This is a genomic window from Massilia sp. ZL223, assembly GCF_018119395.1.
In the GTDB taxonomy this organism is placed as follows: Bacteria; Pseudomonadota; Gammaproteobacteria; order Burkholderiales; family Burkholderiaceae_D; genus Telluria.
This window is the reverse complement of sequence record NZ_JAGPWD010000010.1, coordinates 26,596-45,896: the sequence shown is the minus strand read 5'-3', so window position 1 is coordinate 45,896 and position 19,301 is coordinate 26,596. Positions and strand designations below refer to the sequence as shown.

Sequence of the window (19,301 nt, the reverse complement as noted above, 5' to 3'; positions counted from 1 at the left end):
TTTTCATCCCCACCCCGATTTGCGTCGCCCTCCAAGAGATCGCTATCCAGCGAGAAGTCGAGCACGCTCTGGGCGCAGTCCTCTGCTCCGGTTTCGTCATGAAACCCGTAGCGAACTTCAAAAAGTTGCGCTTGACCAAGGTCGGCATGTCGCTTTAGACAACGATTGCTTCCCCCCAAACATCGACTGCACAAGTGAAGCAAGAATGGCGGACTCACATATCGCAAGGAGAACGCCATGAGCACTGCCGGAGTGCCTATTCAACCGAGGGAATCGCGCGGCTACTTCATGCTGCCCCAGGCGCCGAACAAGCAGGGTATTACGTATATGGAACCCTGCACTATGTTCCCGGAACAGGCGCCCAGGCGCAGTTTGCCCACCCTAATCTGCTCAGCGTGATCTTCAAAGTCGAGCGCGAATGGCAGGCGATCTGCGACCGCAAATTCGGGATTGGGAACATCAGCATTGCCGGCGGTGCCAAGTTCGACAAGCATGCAACCCACCGCAAAGGCATCGAAATGGATTGCCGTCCGGTCCGCAAGGACCACCTGACCGGCCAAGCAGCCCGCTGTTCGTTCCATGATAAAGCGCTCTACGATCGCGCCGCCACAATCAATTTGATTCAGCTTTTTGTCGAGCATCCATGGGTCAAACTAGTGTTTTTCAACGACCCTGAAGTGCAGATGGCTCTGGGCGGCCGGGTAAGGAGCTGCCCGGGTCACAACGATCACTTCCATGTCGAACTCTTGAAAGGATTTGCATCGTGAACGCGCACCTGATAATGACCGCCGTCGTGGGAATCCTCGCCATCCATGCGTACGCGCAGCCGGCCAAGACCAAACCGGAAGCCTGGGACGGCAGACCCAAACCGCTCAGAGGCGATTCTCAGGTGTACGGCGGGACGCTGTCCGAAGGGATTCCACCTACGAGCAAAGACAGGAAGGTCGCATTCATGTTCATCGGGCCACTAGCGAAGCAGCTGTTCGGCCAGATTGGTCCTGACACGAAAGTCTCTTGCAGCGATGCCGAAGGATATCGTGAACGGCGAAGGGGTGATCTCACATGTACCCAAGATCAGGACGGATACAGTTGCTATTTTGGATTGGACGTCCCGACCGGCAAGAGCACACACGGATCGATCTGCTGATTGTCCGATGTCGCTGACGAACTGTCGGCAATCCCTGCGGCATGCGGCCAACACCGAGTTTGGCGGGTAATCCACGATGAGCCTTTGCAAGACGCGCGCGCGCCGTTATAATGCGTGCATCGGGCGGCTGTAGCTCAGCTGGATAGAGTACTTGGCTACGAACCAAGGGGTCGTGGGTTCGATTCCTGCCAGCCGCGCCAGAATATGAGGGACCAGATTGAAAAATCTGGTCCCTTTTTTCATTTCCGGCCCTGCCCCTCCCCTTCGCCGACCGCGGCATTGCGATACACACGCCAACGCTCCGGTGCTCCAGGAGACGCCAATCCGGGCCGGGGCTTTGCCAAACCAGAACATGCTGCTATAATGCGTGCTTCGGGCGGCTGTAGCTCAGCTGGATAGAGTACTTGGCTACGAACCAAGGGGTCGTGGGTTCGATTCCTGCCAGCCGCGCCAGTTATACCTAAAATGGCTCAGAAGAGATTCTGAGCCATTTTTCTTTTCGAGCTCAGAATATTCATTCTTTCAGCTCTTCCGCGCAGCCCGTCTTTGCGCCCGCTCAGCAATATCGCCGATTTACTCGTCATCCATTGGCGTTCGCTCAATAAGATGCTGACAACTCCCGTTTGCTCAGCACCAGACTCGCCCTCCTCTTCCTGTAGGACTGGCCTGACATAATTCATGCAATTAGGCCGTTTTTTGCTCCTCATCAACGTAATCGGCGCAGCTTCTCCTATGAAGTGCGCCCCTCTCGCATAGCCGAGCGGAAATTTGTTGACGATTGGAATATAGCGCCCGTGTTGCGCACTGAACGGCGTGTGTCCGTGCTTTTCCATGCTCTTTTGATAGCATGGAGTTCCCCGATTCTTGAAACCCAAGCTGCAGGACGCGGCTGATTCTATGCGAGGAAAGAAATGAAAAAATCTCTGATTGCTGCAATTGTGTTGGCTTCCGCTTCGTTCGGTTCGTCGGCTGTGATGGCACAGGATGTTGTCGGCAATTCGCCTCAGGAACTCAACCTGATCGACAACAGCGCTTTCTTTGGTGATACCTTTGCCGCCGGCAACGAAGGCAACACCTTCGCTGACCGCTTCACCTTCACGGTGGACGGCACCACTGCCCTGAATCTGGATGCAATCATCTCGTCGATCAGCCGTACCGCAGACACCGGCCTGGACATCACCGGCCTGGCTCTGTATGGCGAAGGCGACACCCTGATCACCAACGGTTCCTCGATGATGAGTGGCGAAATGGATGTCTGGAGCATCTCCAGCGACAACCTGGCTGCCGGCGACTACTACCTGCAAGTCAGCGGTAACCTGGTGGGCGACACCGGCGCAAGCTTCGGCGGCGCCGTGATGCTGGCTCCGGTTCCGGAACCGGAAACCTACGGCATGATGCTGGGCGGCCTCGGCGTCCTGGGCTTCCTGGCACGCCGCCGCAAGGCTAAACAGGCGTAACAGCAGCCTGGTTTGAGTTGGGACGGAAGCGCAACATGCGCTTCCGTTTTTTTTCGTCCGTACGTAGCGAGGGAATGGCCGGACGCCCCGCCGCGGGACGCCCGGCAGGCGGGATCAGGTGCGCAGCTTCTTGATGATGCTGCGGTTCCCCAGGATCTCTTCGATCTGCTCGAAGCGCACCGGCTTGACCATGTGGTGGTCGAAGCCCGCCTCGAAGGCCAGCTGGCGGTCCTTTTCCTGGCCCCAGCCGGTAACGGCGATCAGCACCGTCATCGCGCCGCAGGACAGCTTGCGGATGCCGCGCGCCAGGTCGTAGCCCGACATGTGCGGCAGGCCGATGTCCAGGAAGGCGTAGTCCGGGCAGAAACGGGCCGCCGCCGCCAGCGCATCGGGGCCGTTGTGGGTGATCACCACGCTGTGCCCCATCGCCGTCAGCAGCGCGCCGATGCTGTTGACGAAGTCGACGTTGTCGTCCGCCAGCAGGATGCGGTAGCTCTCGGTGCTGATGAAGGTCGCCGGGGTCGGCTTGGTCAGCGGCTCCGGATCGACCACGATCGGCAGGCGCACCACGAAGCGGCTGCCGTGCCCCAGGCCTTCGCTGTGCGCGCTGATGGTGCCGCCGTGCAGCTCGACCAGCTTGCGCGCCAGCGACAGGCCGACGCCCAGGCCCGCATTGCTGCGCTCCAGGGTCGAATCGACCTGCACGAACATCTCGAACACCGAGTCCAGCATGTTCGGCGCCAGGCCGATGCCGGTATCGGCCACTTCCAGCACCAGGGTCTTGTCCTCGACCCAGCCCTTGAGCTCCACCTTGCCGCCGCGGTTGGTGTACTTGGCGGCATTGTTCAGCAGGTTCGACAGGATCTGCGCCAGGCGCGTGGCGTCGCCGTGCAGGAACACCGGGCGGTCCGGTAGGTCCAGCACCAGCTCGTGACCGTGCAGCTCGATGTAGGAACGCACCACTTCGAGCGCATCGTTGACCACCGCCTTGAGTTCGACGCGGCCCATCTTGATGGTGAACTTGCCGGTATTGATGCGCGAGACGTCCAGCAGGTCGTCCACCAGGCGCACCATCTGGCGCAGCTGGCGTTCCATGATGTCGGTGGCGCGCTGGGTGGCCGCCGCGTCGCCGCTGCGGATGCGCAGGATGTCCAGGCCGGTGCGGATCGGCGCCAGCGGATTGCGCAGCTCGTGCGCCAGGGTGGCCAGGAATTCGTCCTTGCGGCGGTCGGCCACGATCAGGGCCTGCTCGGCGCGCTGGCGCACTTCCATCTCGTGTTCCAGGGTGCGGTTGGCGGTCTGCAGCGCTTCCGAGCGGCGCCCGATCTCGGCCAGCATGTCGTTGAAGGCTTCCACCAGCACGCCGATCTCGCCCTTGTTGTTGCCCGGCACGCGCAGGCTGAAGTCGCGCCTCAGCATCACCTGGCGCGCCACATTGGTCACCGCCTCCAGCGGCCGCGTGATCGAGGCCTGCAGGCGCGAGGCGACCAGGGCCGCGATCACCAGGGCGGCCAGCAGAACGCCGCCCAGGATGGCGCCATAGTTCAGCATGCGGTCCAGCAGCCCGTAGCGCGAACGCACGTAGACGCTGCCGAGGATCTCGCCGTTCTCGACGATGTTGCGGAAGATGTGCAGGTCGTCCTGCTCGATGCGGTAGCCGGGCGCCTCGGGCTTGGCCGGGAACACCGCCTCCACGCCCGGCTGGGCGTAGGTGGCGAAGCGCTCCCCGTTGGCGGTGTACACGGCGGCGGCCACGATCTGCGGGCGCAGGCGCAGCAGGCGCAGGTTCTGGGTGGCGCCGGTGACGTCGTTGAAGGACACCGCCGGCGCGGTCACGCTGGCGACGATGTCGGCCTGGGTGGTGAGGTCCTCGACCCAGTAGCGCTGGAAGGTGCGCAGGTCGAGCAGCAGCATGGCGACTCCCGCCGACAGCAGCGCCACCACGGTGGTCGCCACCGCCATCAGGATCAGTTTGCTGCGGACGGAGCCGGTATCGTGCATGGGCATCACGGGGCTCCTTTCTGTACCCGGTTCGCCACCGTCAGCAGGCGCGAACTCAGTTTGACGTTGTTCTTTTCGGCGGCGTCGAGCGAGACGTCGAAGCGCACCCGTTCGTCGACGATGCGGAAATTAATGACGCTGCCGCAATGCTGGGGATTGGTGCACTCGGTGACGGTCAGCAAGGCCGAGGGTGCGGCACGCATCAGCCGGCCCACCCGCGCCGGGTCGGAGCCGGCGATGAACAGCAGGTGCACCGGGATCTGGGTGTCCTGCTCGCGGAACTGGCGCACCATGATCGTGCGTCCGCCGATCATGCGGCCCGCCGCGATGCGCGCCAGTTCCGCCGCCATCTCGTCCGATCCGACCACGCCGATGGTCAGGGGCGCGGCGCCGTCGGCGAAGGCCTGGGGCGGAAACTCCGCGTAGCCCAGGAATTTATACAGGAAAGCGGCCTTCACGCGCCGTTCGAGCACGCCTGAAGAAGGCGTGTCGGCGCTCGCGGGCGGCGTGGGCAGCAGCGCCAGCAGGGGCAGCGCCAGCAGCATGGCCGCCAGGCGGCGGTGCGGCCGCACCGGCGCCGCCAGGGCGCGGCTGCGCTGTTTCACTGCGTCGTCGAAGGTAGAAAAAATCATGAAGTCCATTGACCAGTCACACGCGGCATGACGTCCCTGGCCGGCCGGATCCCGGCCACTTCCTCGGCGACGACATCTGTTTCGACCGCATGATAGCCCGGCATGGGCAGTTGTGGCGTTCGCGCGACGTGCGACAGTGTGGAGCGATGCGTGGTGGTCAAGCGTAGCGGCGCCCCTGGGCACATGGGCCGGGCGCGGAACAGCGGCGCGACTCCGGCGCAGTTGGGCAGCGTGTTGGTAGGCATAGTTGCCATCGTAGAACATTTTTGCATGCGCACCAAGCGTGCACTGCTATCGCGCATGGCTTCTCCGCCACAGGAAACAACAAACGATGTCACTCAGCCATTATTTGAATTATTGATGACCGTCATTGCAAAGATAAATTGGACTGATTTACCGCAATGCAGCATCATGCTTCCTGTCTCCTCTATTCTCCTCCAAGGAAATAGATTCAGCCCGCTTCGCAGAAGCGGGCTTTTTTTTGCCCGTCGCCCGGGCAGCGGCCGGCCAGGCGCGCACGCTTCGATGCACCGGCGCCCGGGCATTTGGTGTAGGATTCATAAAGTTTTCGTTCCTACAACACACCGCCCATGTTCGAGACCGACAAGACCGCTCGCAGCACCGCGTCCTACGACTGGTCCGCAAGCGCCCTGGGCGAGACCGCGCGCTGGCCGCTGGGCCTGCGCGTCGCCGCCGATCTCCTCCTGAACGCGCCCCTCCCCGGCCTGCTGGTATGGGGACGCGAAATGGTCCTGCTGTTCAACGAGACCTACGGCGCCCTGGCCGGTCCGGGCTACGGCCGGGTCCCGGGCGGCAACGTGCCGCCGGTGATGCCGCCGCCCCTGGCCGCGGCCGGCGATGCCCTCACCCGCGCCTGGAACGGCGAACCGGTCGTCCTGAACGGCCTCGCCCTGTCCTTCCGCCATCCGCAAGGCCAGCGCGAAGAGCGCTGCGACATGCGCCTGACGCCGGTGCGCGACGAATCCGGCGAGGTGCGCGGCGTGCTGCTGCTGCTGGCCCCGGCCACCCCGGCCGCCGTGGAAGAACCCGCCGCGGGAGGCGCGCTGCAGATCCTGGTGGTGGAGGACAACCTCGATTCCCAGTACCTGGTGTGCGAGATGCTCAGGGCCTTCGGCCACGAGGCGGACGGCGTCGGCCATCCCGACGACGCCCTGGCCCTGCTCGGGCGCCAGCGCTACGACCTGCTGTTCACGGACGTCAGCCTGCCCGGCATGTCGGGCGTCGACCTGGCGCGCCGCGCCATCCAGGACCAGCCCGGCCTGCGCGTGATCTTCGCTTCCGGCTACGGCGACACCCTGCTGCGCCACCTGGATTTCCCTTACCTGTCGCTCCAGAAGCCGTACGAACTGGACCAGTTGCAGGATGCGCTCGCCAAGGTGGCGGGCATGCCGGCGGCGCGCGCGTGACAAGCGTGTGGGCCGGCCCCGCTCGGCTGGACTACAATGTCCGACGGACCCTGCCCCGCCGCATGCGGCGCGGCTTCGCCCAAGGCATTCGATGATGATTCCTACTGAGCCCATCGGCAGCATCCCCCGTCCGCCCGCGCTGGTTGCGGCGCTGGCCGCGGCCCTGCGCGATCCCGCCGGCCAGCCCCGGCTTGCGAGCCTGATCGACGAGGCCGTGCGCGCCACGATCGCCGACTTCGAAGCCACCGGCTCGCCGGTGATCAGCGACGGCGAGCAGGCCAAGGTCGAGAATTTCTGGAGCTACCCCGTCTACGGCGCGCCGAACACGGCGCCGGACGGCTTTCGCATCCCGCTCCCGAACGGCCATGGACAACGCATGCCGCGCCTGGTGCGCGGTCCCTTCCGCTACCAGCGCTACGCCGACGACTACCTGCGCGCGGCGCGCCGCCACGCCACCCAGCCGGTCAAGCAGGCGGTGATCTCGCCTTCGGCGCTGGCGCTGATGTACCCGGCCGAGGGCCTGCCCGGCTACCCGCGCGAACAATTCCTCGACGACCTGGTGCGCGAACACGAGACCGAACTGCGGCGCTGCCTGGAGGCCGGCGCGCACAAGGTGCAGGTCGATTTCGCCGAAGCCCACCTGGCGATGCAGCTCGATCCCGGCGGCGCCCTGCTGGCCAGCTTCATCGACCTGAACAACCTGGCGCTGGGCCGCTTTTCGCCGGAAGAACGCGCCCTGATCGGCGTGCACATGTCGGCCACGGGATGGAGCGAGCGCCAATCCGACATGGCGCGCGGCTCCATGGCTGGCTACGCCGAGCTGATTCCGGCCGTGCTCGAACTGCGCGCCGGGAACTTCTACCTGGCCCTGGCCGGCAGCAGCGAACCGGAACGCATCCTGCGCGCCGTGCGCGAGCATGCGCGCGCGGACCAGCGCATCTTCGTCGGCGTCACCGACCCGCACGATCCGCGCATCGAGACCCCGGAACTGGTGCGCGACCGCATCCTGCGCGCCGCCGAATACATCGATCCGGAACGCCTCGGCACCACCGACGACGCGGGCTTCGCGCCTTTCTTCGACGACGCCAGCATCAGCCGCGCCACCGCCTTCGCCAAGATCCGGGCGCGGGTCGAGGGCACGCGTTTGGCGTCCGCCATCCTGGAAACGGCCTGCCTGGAAAGCGCCGCCGCGGGAGGAGCAGCGTGAGCGACGAGCGCGACGAACTCGACGCGATGCGCGCCGTCGCCCTGGCCAACGCCAGCAGCGTGCTGGCCGCGCGCCAGCGCGCCGAGGAAGAACTGATCGCGGCCAAGGAAGCCCTGCGCCAGGCCAACGAGCGCATGGAGAACATGCTCGAGAGCCTGACCGACGGCTTCTGCGCGGTCGACCGCGACTGGCGCATCACCTATATCAACGGCCGCGCGCTGGAGATGGCGGCGCCGCTGAACAAGAGCCGCGGCGGCTTGGTGGGACGCAACCTGTGGGACGAGTTCGAGGACCTGCACGGCACCTCGGTGGCCGCCGACTGCCGCCGCGCCATGGACGAGCGCCAGACGATCACCCGCGAGTTCTATTACAAGCGCCTGCAGTGCTGGCTCGACATGCGCATCTATCCCTCGCCGGACGGCCTGACGCTCTACTTCCAGGACATCACCCAGCGCAAGCAGGACCAGCAGGCCCTGGTCGAGAACAACACCCGCCTCCAGGTGGCGCTGGCCGCCGGGCGCCTGGGCGACTGGCGCTGGGACGCGGCCCAGGACCGCATCAGCTTCGGCGCGCGCGCGGCCGAGATCCTGGGCCTGCCGGCCGAGGAGGCGCTCGACTGGCCGGCCCTGCGCACCCGGCTCGAACGCGACGACCGCGCACGCCTGCGCCACGCGGTGCTGGACGCCTTCGCGGCGCGCACCGACCTGGACATCGAATGCCGGGTGCGCGGCGCCGCCGGCGAGGAGCGCTGGATCACCCTGGTCGGCCGGCCCGACTACGGCGCCAGCGGCCAGGAGAGCATGCGCGGCATGAGCGGCGTGGTGCAGGACATCAGCACCCGCAAGCAGGCCGAGGACACCCTGCGCCAGAGCGAGGAAATGCTGCGCGCCCTGGCAAACACCATTCCCCAGCTGGCCTGGATGGCGGACGCCGACGGCGCCATCGTCTGGTTCAACGAGCGCTGGTTCGACTACACCGGCAGCACGCCCGAGGAAGCGCGCGGCTGGGGCTGGCAAAAGATGGTCGACCCGGCGGTGCTGGAAGCGATGCTCGAGCACTGGCAGGAATCGGTGCGCACCGGCGCGCCCTTCGAGATGGAGTTCCCGCTGCGCGGCGCGGACGGCAGCTACCGCTGGTTCCTGAGCCGCGTGGAAGCGGTGCGCGACCGCGAAGGCCGCGTGGTGCGCTGGTTCGGCACCAATACCGACGTCGACCAGGTCAAGCGCGCCGAGCAGGCGCTGCGCGAGGAATCGCACGTGCTCGAACTGCTCAACAGCACCGGCAGCGTCCTGGCCTCCACGCGCGATCTGCGGGCGCTGCTGCGCGCCGCCACCGACGCCGCCAGCGGCGTGTGCGGGGCCCGCTTCGCCGCCTTCTTCTACCACGGCGGCAGCGATCACGAAGACGGCACCCTGTTCTCGCTCTCGACCCTGGCCGGTTCCACCACGGCCGAATTCCAGGCCCTGGGCGAAGCGCATGCGGCCGCCCTGTTCGGCCCCGGCCTGCGCAGCCAGGACCTGGTGCGCGTGGCCGACATCGCCGGCGACCCGCGCTACGCCGGCAGCGCGCCGCACTTCGGCCTGCCGCCCGGGCATCCGGCGGTGCGCAGCTACATGGCGGTGCCGGTAGTGGCACGTTCCGGCGAGCTGCTGGGGACCATGTTCTTCGGCCACCCGGAACCAGGCGTGTTCGGCGAGCGCAGCGAGCGCATCGTGCGCGGCATCGCGGCCCAGGCCGCGATCGCCCTCGACAACGCCCGCCTGTACGACGCCACCCGCCGCGCCGCCGAGGAACGCAAGGTACTGCTCGAGAACGAGCGCGAAGCGCGCGCGGAGGCGGAGCGCACCAGCCAGATGAAGGACGAATTCCTGGCCACCCTGTCGCACGAGCTGCGCACGCCGCTGTCGGCGATCCTGGGCTGGTCCCAGGTGCTGCGGCGCGGCAGCCGCGACCAGGCCGACCTGCAGCGCGGCCTGCAGACCATCGAGCGCAACGCGCGCGCCCAGGCCCAGCTGATCGAAGACCTGCTCGACATGAGCCGCATCACCTCGGGCCAGGTGCTGCTCGACATGCAGGTGCTGGCCCCGGGCTCCTTCATCGACGCCGCCATCGAGACGGTGCGTCCCGCCCTCGAGGCCAAGCACATCCACCTGGAGCGGCGCTACGCCCCCGATGCCGGCATGGTGGCCGGCGACCCGGGGCGCCTGCAGCAGGTGATCTGGAACCTGCTGTCGAATGCGATCAAGTTCACGCCGCGCGACGGCATCGTCACGGTGGAAGTGGGCCGGCGCGACGACCAGGTGGCGATCACGGTGCGCGACAACGGCGCCGGCATCCGCCCGGAATTCATCACCCACGTGTTCGAGCGCTTCCGCCAGGCCGACGCCTCGATGACGCGCCGCCACGGCGGACTCGGCCTGGGCCTGGCGATCGTCAAGCACCTGGTCGAGCAGCACGGCGGCACGGTGCGCGCCGAGAGCGCCGGCGAAGGCATGGGCGCCAGCTTCACGGTGGAGCTCCCGGTAGCCCAGGCGGCGCGCGCCGGGGTGCGCCAGGGACGAGCGCCGGATGCGGCGCAGGCGGACATGGCGATGCCGGCGCCCCTGCCCGCGCAGTTGCCGGATTCCGCACCGGCGGAAGCCATGGTGCGCGACCTGACCGGCCTGTCGGTGCTGGTGGTGGACGATGACCGCGACGCACGCGAGCTGATCGCCCGCATCCTGGGCGATTGCCACGCCAGCGTGCGCATCGCCCCGAGCGCGCGCGAGGCCTTCGCGATGCTGCGCGAGCAGCCGCCGGACCTGTTGATCAGCGACCTGGGCATGCCGGAGGTCGACGGCCTGGAACTGCTGACCTGGGTGCGCCAGCTGCCGCGCGACGCCGGCGGCCTGACCCCGGCCATCGCCCTGACCGCTTTCGCCCGCTCGGAAGACCGCTTGAAGGCGCTGGAAGCCGGATTTTCGGCCCATATTTCGAAGCCCGTGGAGCCCAGCGAGTTGATTTCCGCCATCGGAATCGTGGTAGATCCAACGGCGCCGATGATGGCGGCCTCGGCGCGCGGACAAGGTCGCTGACCTTCCTACCGCGACACGCGGCGCTGTCCTACAAGAAATTTTGAGAGGTTTGCTAGACTATACAGAGATGGGTAAAGCCCGATTCCGGTAAGAAAGGAATTGCTTTCCAGTATCGCAGGAAGAGAAAAGCATGCCGAGTAGACAAGACATTTTGAACGCCAAAATCCTCGTGGTGGACGACTCGCCCGACAATATCGAGCTGATGGAAGAGATATTGCGCGAGGAAGGCTACACCGACGTCAGTTCGACCATGCTGCCGGAACAGGTCTGCCCGCTGCACCGCGAGCACAACTACGACCTGATCCTGCTGGACCTGCAGATGCCGGGCCTGAACGGTTTCCAGGTCATGAAGGGGCTGAAGGAGATCGAACAGGGCGGCTACCTGCCGGTCCTGGCCCTGACCGCCCAGCCGAGCTTCAAGATCGCCGCCCTGGAGGCGGGCGCACGCGACTTCATCAGCAAGCCTTTCGACTTGCTCGAAGTGCACAAGCGCATCCACAACATGCTCGAAGTGCGCCTGCTCTATAAAGAGCTGGCCCAGTACAGCCGCGCCCAGCAGGAACTGGCCCTGCACGACGCCCTCACCGGCCTGCCCAACCGCCGCCTGCTGGAAGACCGCATCGAAACGGCCCTGCAGCACGCCAACCGCGGACACGCCAAGGCCGCCGTCATGTACCTGGACCTGGACGGCTTCAAGGCGATCAACGACACCTACGGCCACGCCTACGGGGACGAGATCCTCAAGATGGTGTCGCAGCGCCTGCTGTCGAACTCGCGCAAGGAAGACACCGTCGCGCGCCTCGGCGGCGACGAATTCATGGTGGTGCTGGGCGACATCCACAGCCTGGCCGACGCCCAGGGACCGGCCGCCAAGCTGGTCGAGGCGCTCTCCGAGCCCTTCTTCATCAACGACCTCACCCTGCGCCTGTCGACCTCGATCGGCATCAGCATCTATCCGGACGACGCCGAATCGGTGGACGCCCTGATCAGCATCGCCGACTACGCGCTGTACGAGGCCAAGCGCGCGGGCAAGAACCGCTTCTGCTCGCCGGCCGCGAACCGCGAAAAGGCGGCGGCGGTCAAGCCGCCGGTGCCGGCCGCCCCTGCGGTCGAAATGGCGCCGCATCGTTAATTCCACAAAGGCCCGGCGCTCTGCCGGGCCACACCTGTCTCCTCTCGGCCAGACCTCCCCGCAAACCGCAGTGCAAATACAACAAAGGCCACGAAGTGTTGCTTCGTGGCCCCCCTTCGAATGACGGAGAAAACCGCCGTGTCAGCGATTCCCCTCGCCTTCGCCGCGCTGCAGGTAGCCGGTGCGGATCGCGCTGTTGCCCAGGGCTTCCTGGTTATGGGCTTCGATCGCGCTGGCGCCCTGGTGGTCGGTGCTGGCCTCGACCTTGTCCGGCGCCACCTCGATGCGGGTGATGCCGGCATCGACCGAGATCGGATCGCTGGCCGGGAAGGTCATCTCGACGGCGTCGTCGAGCAGGGTTTCCTCGGCCTCTTCCTTGCTCGACAGGCCCTCGCAGCCGGCCAGCGCCTTGATCGCGATGGCGTAGTTGACGAGCTTCGACCCGGCGAGGTCGCCGATGGTCTTGATACCCAGCGCTTCGAGCGCCGAGGCTTCCTTGTCGCTGATGCCCTTCAGGGCCGTGAGCGGCGCATCCACCAACGCGCGGAACGACTGGCCGTGGAATGCTTGATTGACGATGGTGTCGATATTCATGTCTTGTCCTCTCTAGTAGGCGCCCCTGTCCTCAACGATACGGTTGAACAGGACACGCCTTGACTATGGCATACACCCCTCGCCTGCGTATGTGCGGCAGCGTACACGCACCCCCGCGCACGATTGATTCTTTTGCTTTTTTGCACTTTATACCGCGTGATATCATGGCTCATTTCATCACGAATTTTTCTTTAGCGAAACAAGGCCCTCTGCTATGCTTCGCTGAAGCAAGCATTACATTAGAGACATAGGCATCAGGAACCATCGTGGCCACCACCGACAAACCCAAGATCCTGGTCGTCAATGACGACGCCGCCAGCCTCCTTGCGCTGACGAGTCTGCTCGACCAATGGGCTGAAGAAAGCAATTACACGGTGCTGTCCGCACGTTCCGGACAGGAAGCGCTGCGCCAGGTCCTCTTGCACGATTTCGCCGTCATCCTGCTGGACGTGAACATGCCGGGCATGGACGGTTTCGAGACCGCCGAGGCGATCCACCAGCGTCCGCGCTCGGCCGACATCCCGATCATCTTCGTCACCGCCTTCCTGGCGGACGAGATCGACCGCCTCAAGGCCTACCAGCGCGGCGCCGCCGACTTCCTGTTCACGCCGGTGATTCCGCAGATCCTCCACGCCAAGGTCTCGGTCTTCGTGACCCTGGCGATGAAGAACGAACAGCTCAAGCGCCAGGCCGAAAAACTGTCCCAGCGCACCACCGAACTGACCGCCACCAACCGCCGCCTCGTGCGCGAGATGGAAGAGCGGCGCGACGCCGAGCGCAAGAGCCATGCGAAGGACGAATTCCTGGCCATGCTGGGCCACGAGCTGCGTAATCCGCTGTCGGCGATCAGCAGCGCCTCCGCCCTGATCGGCCTGCCGGGCGCCAGCGGCGAGACCGTCGGCCGCGCCAAGCAGATCATCCAGCGCCAGAGCCAGCACCTGTCGCGCATCGTCGACGACCTGCTCGACCTGTCTCGCGCCATGTCGGGCAAGATCCTGCTGTCGCGCCAGCCGACCGACCTGGCCAACCTGGTGGCGTCCTGCCTCGAGACCTTCCGCGCCACCGGACGCACGGCGGGCTACCGCATCGCGGTCGATCTCAGCCCAGGCTGGGTCGACGGCGACCCGACCCGCCTGGAACAGATCGTCTCCAACCTGCTCGACAACGCCCTTAAATACACGCCCAGCGGCGGCAGCATCGACATCGGCCTGGGCCGCGAGGGCGAGGACGTGGTCCTGAGCGTGCGCGATTCGGGCGTCGGCATCCCGTCCGAGCTGCTGCCGCACGTGTTCGACGTCTTCGTGCAGGGCGCGATCTCGATCGACCGCTCGCAGGGCGGCCTGGGCATCGGCCTGTCGCTGGTGCGGCGCCTGATCGAACTGCACGGCGGCAGCGTCAGCGCGGACAGCTCCGGCGCCGGCAACGGCAGTACCTTCGTGATCCGCCTGCCGCGCACCGAGCCGGTGCTGCAGGGCGCGCCGCAGGAGGACGCCCGCAACGACGGCGCGGGCAAGCCCTCGGTGCTGCTGATCGAAGACAATGAAGATGGCCGCGAGATGATGGCGACCATGCTGGCCGCCCACGGCTATCCGGTGTTCCAGGCCGGCGACGGCCTGGCGGGCGTGGCCGCCGCCACGGCGCACCGGCCGGAGGCGGCCCTGGTCGACATCGGCCTGCCCGGCATCGACGGCTACGAAGTGGCGCGCCGCCTGCGCGCCGACCCGGCCACCCAGTCGATCAAGCTGATCGCGCTGACGGGCTACGGCCTGGCCGAAGACCAGCGCCGCGTGTTCGAGGCGGGCTTCGACCTGCACCTGGTCAAGCCGGTCAACATCGACCGCCTGCTCGAGGCCCTGAACCTGCCTAGCGAGCAGTCGGCCGCGGCCTGACGCGGCGGCCCGTGCCGCGGCTTGCGCCCGGCACGGACAGCAGGATCAGCTCGAGGCCATGATCTCGTCGCCGCGCGCCTTCATCTCCTGGCCGAGCGTCTCCAGGTCCAGTCCCATCTTGCGGACCTTGGGGAACATCTCCTTCTCTTCTTCCTCGACGTGGTGCTCGATCATCTCGCCGAGCACCTTGACCTTGGCGTCGTAGAGCTCCTCGTCCGGGTCCATTTCCTGGATCTGGGCGATCAGGTCCTTGGCCGAAGCGTGTTCGACGATAGCTTCTTCGACCATCTCCTCGGCTTCCTTCGAGCGTTCGCGCACGGCCGGGTAGAAAATCTCTTCTTCGATCATGGTGTGCATGACCAGGTTCTGGCAGATCTTGTCGGCGATTTTCTTCTTGCCGGCCTTGGCGCGGTCGCCCAGCTCTTCGAATTCCTTGAACATGGCGGTGACCTCCTTGTGCTGCGAGGTCAGGAGTGCGATCGCGTCTTGTGCTTGTTTCGTCGTCATGTGAAACCCCCGAAATATTGTTGATGTGTACTGCAACAGGTTTGGCGGCGCTGCGGCCACAGGTTCCAGCTTCGCCTACATCAGCCCGACAGTATGTGCGGACGCGCACGCAGGCCCGGGGTCGTGCCGGCGACCCGCTTGCGCGCCGTCGCCGCGCCAACTGTTGTATGATTTGGGAAATATTCAACCGAGCCAACGATGACCGAACCGGCCCATCCGCACTCCGACCGGGAACTCGAACTCCTGGCCGCGGCGCGCACCGCTGACCTGACAGAAATGCTGGCTTACCTCGCTTCCTGCTGGGACGAGGAGAAGCGCCTGCTGGCGCGCCGGCTGCACGACAGCCTGGGCTCGTCGATGACGGCCCTGACCATGCATCTTGCATTGCTGAGCCAACATATCCCGCCCGAGAACAAGGCGATGCGCGACCGCAGCGCCCAGATGAAGCAGCTGCTGGCGACCATCATCGAAACCAACCGCAAGATGCAGCTCGAGCTGTGGAACGACAAGCTGGAGTTTCTGGGCCTGCACGCGGCCCTGGCCGAGCTGGTCCCGGCCTTCGGCGCCGAGCACGGGCTCACCGCGCGCGCCAGCCTGCCGGACGAGGACGGCCACTATAGCCGCACCCAAGGTGTGGTCCTGCTGCGCTGCGCCGAGGAAGGCCTTCGCAATGCCAGCACCCATGGCAAGGCCAGCGAAGTCGATGTGATCCTGGACGACGACGGCGAGCAGGTGATGCTGACCGTGCGCGACAACGGCCTTGGTCCCCACGACTGCGACGGCGCCATGAGTTCGCTGGATTGCCACGGCCTGCGCCTGCTGCGCGAGCGCGCCCGCTACCTGGGCGGCGAGCTGGTGCTGGCGCGCGGCGAATCGGGCGGCGCGCTGCTGCGCATGACCCTGCCGCGCGAGGCCCAGGCCGCCTGACGCCTTGTAGCGACGCTAGAGTCTACTCACCGACTTTCTTTTGCTAGCAGTAAGACCGTCGCACCGGCGAAGGCCGGTGCCCAAGTTGTTTGCGCAATCGAGACGCGTGCAAACTTAGGTTCCGGCCTTCGCCGGAACGACGGTTTTGGGGTTAGTGGTGAAATCGAGCCAAACAGTCCCTAGTGCAGCTTGACCATCGGCGTACTGCGCCGAATGAGGAAGCGCGCCACCGCCAGCAAACCCGTACGGAGCGATCCCAGCACCGCGCGATGATGCATCAGGTGCAGGCTGGCATACATGGCGCGCGCCAGGGTCCCCTGCACGAACCAGCTGGCCCCGCGCAGCGATCCCATCAAACTGCCCACGCTGGTGCTCTGCCCGACCGACACCAGCGAACCGTAATCCTTGTAGATATAGGGCTTGTCCATCGGCGCCTGCCCTTTGGCCTGGCGCAGGAAAGTTGCGACCAGATAGTCCGCCTGCTGGTGCGCGGCCTGCGCGCGCGGCGGCACCGGCTGGCCGTTGCCGTCCAGGCAGGCGGCGCAGTCGCCCAGCGCATACACGCCCGCCACGCCCTTCACCCGCAATTGCGCGTCCACCTCGATCTGCCCGCCCTTGGCGGTCGGTAGCCCCAGTGAGCCGAGCAGTTCCGGCGCGCGGATGCCGGCCGCCCACACGCACAGGTCGGACGGATAGACATTGCCGTCCTTGTCCATCACGCGGTCGCGCTCGATCGCGGTGACGCGGCAATTGGTGACCACCTTGATCCCGCGCTTGTGCAGCAGGTCGAGCGCGGCGCCGGAGACCTTCTCGGGCAGCGGCGCCAGGATGCGCGGCGCGCCTTCGAGGATGGTGATGCGCACGTCGCGCCGCCCGTCCAGGGCATTGAAGCCGTAGTTGGCGTAGGCGCCGGAAGCCTCGCGCAGTTCGGCAGCCAACTCCACGCCGGTGGCGCCGCCGCCGATGATTACCACGTCCAGGCCGGCGTCCTTTCCTTCCTCGCGCTGCTGCTCGACGGCCAGCATCAGGCGCAGCATGCGCAGGCGGAACTGCTCCGCGTCCTCGGTGGCGTTCAGGGAAATGGTGTGTTCGCGCGCCCCCGGCACGCCGAAATAGTTGGAGGTGCTGCCCACCGCGATGACCAGCGAGCCATACGAAAGTCGCCGGTCAGGCAGAATTTCCTCGTTGTCGCTGGCGGCGCGCACGGCGCCGATGGAGATCGTCCGGGACGCGGCGTCCATGCCGGTCATCGGGCCGAAGACGAAATTGAAGCCGTTGTCGTGCGCCAGCATCGGGTACGACAGGCCTTCCTGGTGGATGTCGAGGGTGCCCGCCGCCACTTCGTGCAGCGAAGGCTTCCAGATATGGTAAAGGCGGCTGTCGACCAGCGTCACCTTGGACGGTCCGAGTTTGCGGCCCAGTTTGCAGGCCAGTTCCAGCCCGCCTGCCCCTCCACCCACGATCACGATCTCGCTGCGCAAGCTTGCCTCCATCATGGCGCCCGGTCCGGCTGGGCGCCGGAAGTGGGCAATGTGGCAATCTTACTACGCTTGCAAAAAACGGCGCGGCGGCTTGAACCGCGCCGTAGAGGACTCAGTCGTGGCCGCGGCCGTGACCCTTGCCGTTGCCATGGCCCTTGCCGTGGCCGTTGCCATGACCGCCGCCGTGGCCGCCGCCATGGTGCTCATAACGCGGTTCTTCGTAGCGCACCGGCGCCGGTGCATACACGCGGGTCTCGCGGTAGCGCGGCACCACCTCGCGGTTGTACCACTCGTCGCGCACGAACATCACCGGCTGGCCGCAGGCGCCGTAGTGCTTGCAGTGCTTCTTCCAGTTCTTGCGGTGGCCCGGCGGCACACGCAGGTAGATCGGCTCGGCGCGGTAGTGACGGCGCTCCTCAATGATCACCGGCTGGGCGTAGACCACCTGCGGACGGGCGAAGTCGCCGATGTCGATGCGGCCGTAAAAGCCGGGCTGGCCGATGCTGACGCTGACGCCAGTCTGGGCCATCGCAGGGAGGGCGGCGGCCAGCAGGGCCGCGCCGATGATCAGTTGTTTCATGGTGGTCTCACAAAAGAAAAATGTTGTGAGACGAACTTTACCATCTGCAACGTTTTCGACTGTGTTCGCCAGGCCACATTCTTACAGTCTGTCGAGTTTGTCACACTCGGTTACATTCCCAGGGGCGGCTTGTGGTGACACGCGGGTCGACTACTCGTCCTTCGCTTCTTCCGGTGGCGGGCCGGACGACGCGCTCGTGTGGTTGGCGAAGTTAGACTTGAACACGAGGGGCTTCTGGGCGCATTCGCTGCGGTGCGCGACGATCTGCTCGAGCGCGTAAGACATGCCGCCCATCGTCGGGCGAAAGCTGGCGACGCGGGATTCTTGCGCAGCACGCGCTTCCCATTCGTGGCGGCCGGCACGAATCTCTTGGAGATTTCCATGCCCATCGAACGGCCCTGGACAGTGATGGTCTTTCCGGCCAGAACGGCCAGCTCGGCCTTCATGTACTCGGAAACCATAGTTGCTGCGGTTGTCATTGGACGCTCCTTGATCTGAGCGCCCAACACTACCTTTGGCACAGTCCCATTTCTAGGGAGAAATGAGACTGGTGAGGTGTCTCGACAAAGCACGCCGCTATGCAGAACGGTTAATCGGTTCCATGATCAAACATTTAAAGAGATTTCTCTTGAAAGAAGCGTGTAAGCTTCTTGTATTGACATTGAGAAAATTCCCAGGAGGCAACATGCAAACTAACTTTAGGCGCACATTTGCGCGCTCTATATTTTTATGGTCATTAGCAATAAGTACTGTATTTGCAGGGGAGAAAATTACCAAAATACCTGACGCTTCTAATGTTAAAAAAGCATCGGTCGCCCTGTCAATTCTTGGGTCCATGACCCGAAAGCAGATAACAGAACAAGATATGCTAAAGGACAATGGTTGTAGTTTTAGCACTTCCAATCCTCAAAGGATTTCGGAACTTGTCGAAATCTTACGCACACACACTGCAGAAGACCCCGAAGGCGTCAAAAAGATTTCATTACGAAATATGGTCTACCTAGACTTGACCGATGGTTCAAGAGTTAAGTTTTTCTTTGGCCAACCAGAGTCCAAGAGCAACAATGTCTTCGGCACCATGAATACTGGAAAATCGGATAGTTATGTTGCGTTGCGCACCAATACCACGCTCGTAAATGAACTACGAGACTGGGCTTCAAAGCTAACTGCACCAAGAATCCCGCCCCACTTAGCTTGCTTAACCAAAGCACCTGTTTACGAAACCAATAATTAACTTACAATTAGA

At 64.9% G+C, this 19,301-nt stretch carries 18 protein-coding genes and 2 tRNA genes; 12 read left to right on the top strand and 8 right to left on the bottom strand.

The features are described from left to right. Window positions 1-194: 194 nt before the first annotated feature. The 4 genes from KBW95_RS08915 (at window position 195) to KBW95_RS08900 (ending at window position 1,600) form a co-directional block, all read left to right on the top strand. Complete coding sequence (locus KBW95_RS08915; RefSeq protein WP_211528030.1) at window positions 195-767, top strand: penicillin-insensitive murein endopeptidase; 573 nt, start codon at window positions 195-197, stop codon at window positions 765-767. After that, window positions 764-1,147: a hypothetical protein gene (locus KBW95_RS08910; RefSeq protein ID WP_211528029.1), complete on the top strand. Its 384-nt coding sequence runs from the start codon at window positions 764-766 to the stop codon at window positions 1,145-1,147. Before KBW95_RS08915 ends, KBW95_RS08910 begins: the two co-directional genes overlap by 4 nt. A gap of 123 nt (window positions 1,148-1,270) precedes the next feature. Continuing rightward, window positions 1,271-1,347 (top strand) — tRNA-Arg (locus KBW95_RS08905). 176 nt (window positions 1,348-1,523) lie between these two features. Beyond that, window positions 1,524-1,600, top strand: a tRNA-Arg gene (locus KBW95_RS08900). Between the two features lie 17 nt (window positions 1,601-1,617). On the opposite strand, the gene KBW95_RS08895 is transcribed toward KBW95_RS08900, so the two are convergent. Continuing rightward, complete coding sequence (locus tag KBW95_RS08895; protein ID WP_211524009.1) at window positions 1,618-1,980, bottom strand: hypothetical protein; 363 nt, start codon at window positions 1,978-1,980, stop codon at window positions 1,618-1,620. A gap of 78 nt (window positions 1,981-2,058) precedes the next feature. Here KBW95_RS08895 and KBW95_RS08890 point away from each other — a divergent pair, with 78 nt between their 5' ends. Further along, a complete protein-coding gene (locus KBW95_RS08890; protein WP_211524008.1) occupies window positions 2,059-2,604 on the top strand; it encodes an FxDxF family PEP-CTERM protein in 546 nt (181 codons plus the stop codon). A 114-nt stretch (window positions 2,605-2,718) separates the two neighbouring features. Here KBW95_RS08890 and KBW95_RS08885 read toward each other — a convergent pair whose 3' ends face one another. Continuing rightward, complete coding sequence (locus tag KBW95_RS08885; protein ID WP_211524007.1) at window positions 2,719-4,611, bottom strand: ATP-binding protein; 1,893 nt, start codon at window positions 4,609-4,611, stop codon at window positions 2,719-2,721. After that, window positions 4,611-5,237 (bottom strand): YfiR family protein, encoded by a 627-nt coding sequence (locus KBW95_RS08880; protein WP_211528028.1) that lies wholly within the window; start codon window positions 5,235-5,237, stop codon window positions 4,611-4,613. The genes KBW95_RS08885 and KBW95_RS08880 overlap by 1 nt, the downstream gene beginning before the upstream one ends. Before the next feature lie 590 nt (window positions 5,238-5,827). Here KBW95_RS08880 and KBW95_RS24550 point away from each other — a divergent pair. The 4 genes from KBW95_RS24550 to KBW95_RS08860 all read left to right on the top strand — a co-directional run bounded on the left by KBW95_RS24550 (window position 5,828) and on the right by KBW95_RS08860 (window position 12,077). Beyond that, window positions 5,828-6,664 carry a response regulator gene (locus KBW95_RS24550; protein WP_229429641.1) on the top strand — a complete coding sequence of 279 codons (837 nt, stop codon included), beginning with the start codon at window positions 5,828-5,830 and terminating at the stop codon, window positions 6,662-6,664. A 91-nt stretch (window positions 6,665-6,755) separates the two neighbouring features. Next, window positions 6,756-7,871 carry a 5-methyltetrahydropteroyltriglutamate--homocysteine methyltransferase gene (locus tag KBW95_RS08870; RefSeq protein ID WP_211528027.1) on the top strand — a complete coding sequence of 372 codons (1,116 nt, stop codon included), beginning with the start codon at window positions 6,756-6,758 and terminating at the stop codon, window positions 7,869-7,871. After that, window positions 7,868-10,945 (top strand): ATP-binding protein, encoded by a 3,078-nt coding sequence (locus KBW95_RS08865; protein WP_373888777.1) that lies wholly within the window; start codon window positions 7,868-7,870, stop codon window positions 10,943-10,945. Before KBW95_RS08870 ends, KBW95_RS08865 begins: the two co-directional genes overlap by 4 nt. 130 nt (window positions 10,946-11,075) lie before the next feature. Continuing rightward, window positions 11,076-12,077, top strand: coding sequence for a diguanylate cyclase domain-containing protein (locus KBW95_RS08860; RefSeq protein ID WP_211528026.1), 1,002 nt, complete (start codon window positions 11,076-11,078; stop codon window positions 12,075-12,077). A gap of 141 nt (window positions 12,078-12,218) precedes the next feature. Here KBW95_RS08860 and KBW95_RS08855 read toward each other — a convergent pair whose 3' ends face one another. Next, complete coding sequence (locus KBW95_RS08855) at window positions 12,219-12,671, bottom strand: hypothetical protein (RefSeq protein WP_229429640.1); 453 nt, start codon at window positions 12,669-12,671, stop codon at window positions 12,219-12,221. Between the two features lie 266 nt (window positions 12,672-12,937). Between KBW95_RS08855 and KBW95_RS08850 the strand changes: the two genes are divergently transcribed. Next, a complete protein-coding gene (locus tag KBW95_RS08850) occupies window positions 12,938-14,560 on the top strand; it encodes a response regulator (protein WP_211528025.1) in 1,623 nt (540 codons plus the stop codon). 45 nt (window positions 14,561-14,605) lie between these two features. Here the strand turns inward: KBW95_RS08850 and KBW95_RS08845 are convergent, their stop codons facing one another. Continuing rightward, window positions 14,606-15,067, bottom strand: coding sequence for a hemerythrin domain-containing protein (locus KBW95_RS08845; protein ID WP_211528024.1), 462 nt, complete (start codon window positions 15,065-15,067; stop codon window positions 14,606-14,608). Window positions 15,068-15,265: 198 nt separating this feature from the next. Between KBW95_RS08845 and KBW95_RS08840 the strand changes: the two genes are divergently transcribed. Beyond that, window positions 15,266-15,994, top strand: coding sequence for a sensor histidine kinase (locus tag KBW95_RS08840; RefSeq protein ID WP_211528023.1), 729 nt, complete (start codon window positions 15,266-15,268; stop codon window positions 15,992-15,994). A 179-nt stretch (window positions 15,995-16,173) separates the two neighbouring features. Here the strand turns inward: KBW95_RS08840 and KBW95_RS08835 are convergent, their stop codons facing one another. The 3 genes from KBW95_RS08835 to KBW95_RS24720 all read right to left on the bottom strand — a co-directional run bounded on the left by KBW95_RS08835 (window position 16,174) and on the right by KBW95_RS24720 (window position 18,340). Beyond that, window positions 16,174-17,490 (bottom strand): NAD(P)/FAD-dependent oxidoreductase, encoded by a 1,317-nt coding sequence (locus KBW95_RS08835; protein WP_373888776.1) that lies wholly within the window; start codon window positions 17,488-17,490, stop codon window positions 16,174-16,176. A gap of 97 nt (window positions 17,491-17,587) precedes the next feature. Then, window positions 17,588-18,055 carry a hypothetical protein gene (locus KBW95_RS08830; protein ID WP_211528022.1) on the bottom strand — a complete coding sequence of 156 codons (468 nt, stop codon included), beginning with the start codon at window positions 18,053-18,055 and terminating at the stop codon, window positions 17,588-17,590. A 150-nt stretch (window positions 18,056-18,205) separates the two neighbouring features. Further along, window positions 18,206-18,340, bottom strand: a complete 135-nt coding sequence (locus KBW95_RS24720; protein ID WP_267875454.1) for a hypothetical protein — start codon at window positions 18,338-18,340, stop codon at window positions 18,206-18,208. A 400-nt stretch (window positions 18,341-18,740) separates the two neighbouring features. On the opposite strand from KBW95_RS24720, the gene KBW95_RS08825 reads away from it, so the two are divergent. Further along, window positions 18,741-19,289: a hypothetical protein gene (locus KBW95_RS08825; protein ID WP_211528021.1), complete on the top strand. Its 549-nt coding sequence runs from the start codon at window positions 18,741-18,743 to the stop codon at window positions 19,287-19,289. Window positions 19,290-19,301: the final 12 nt, after the last annotated feature.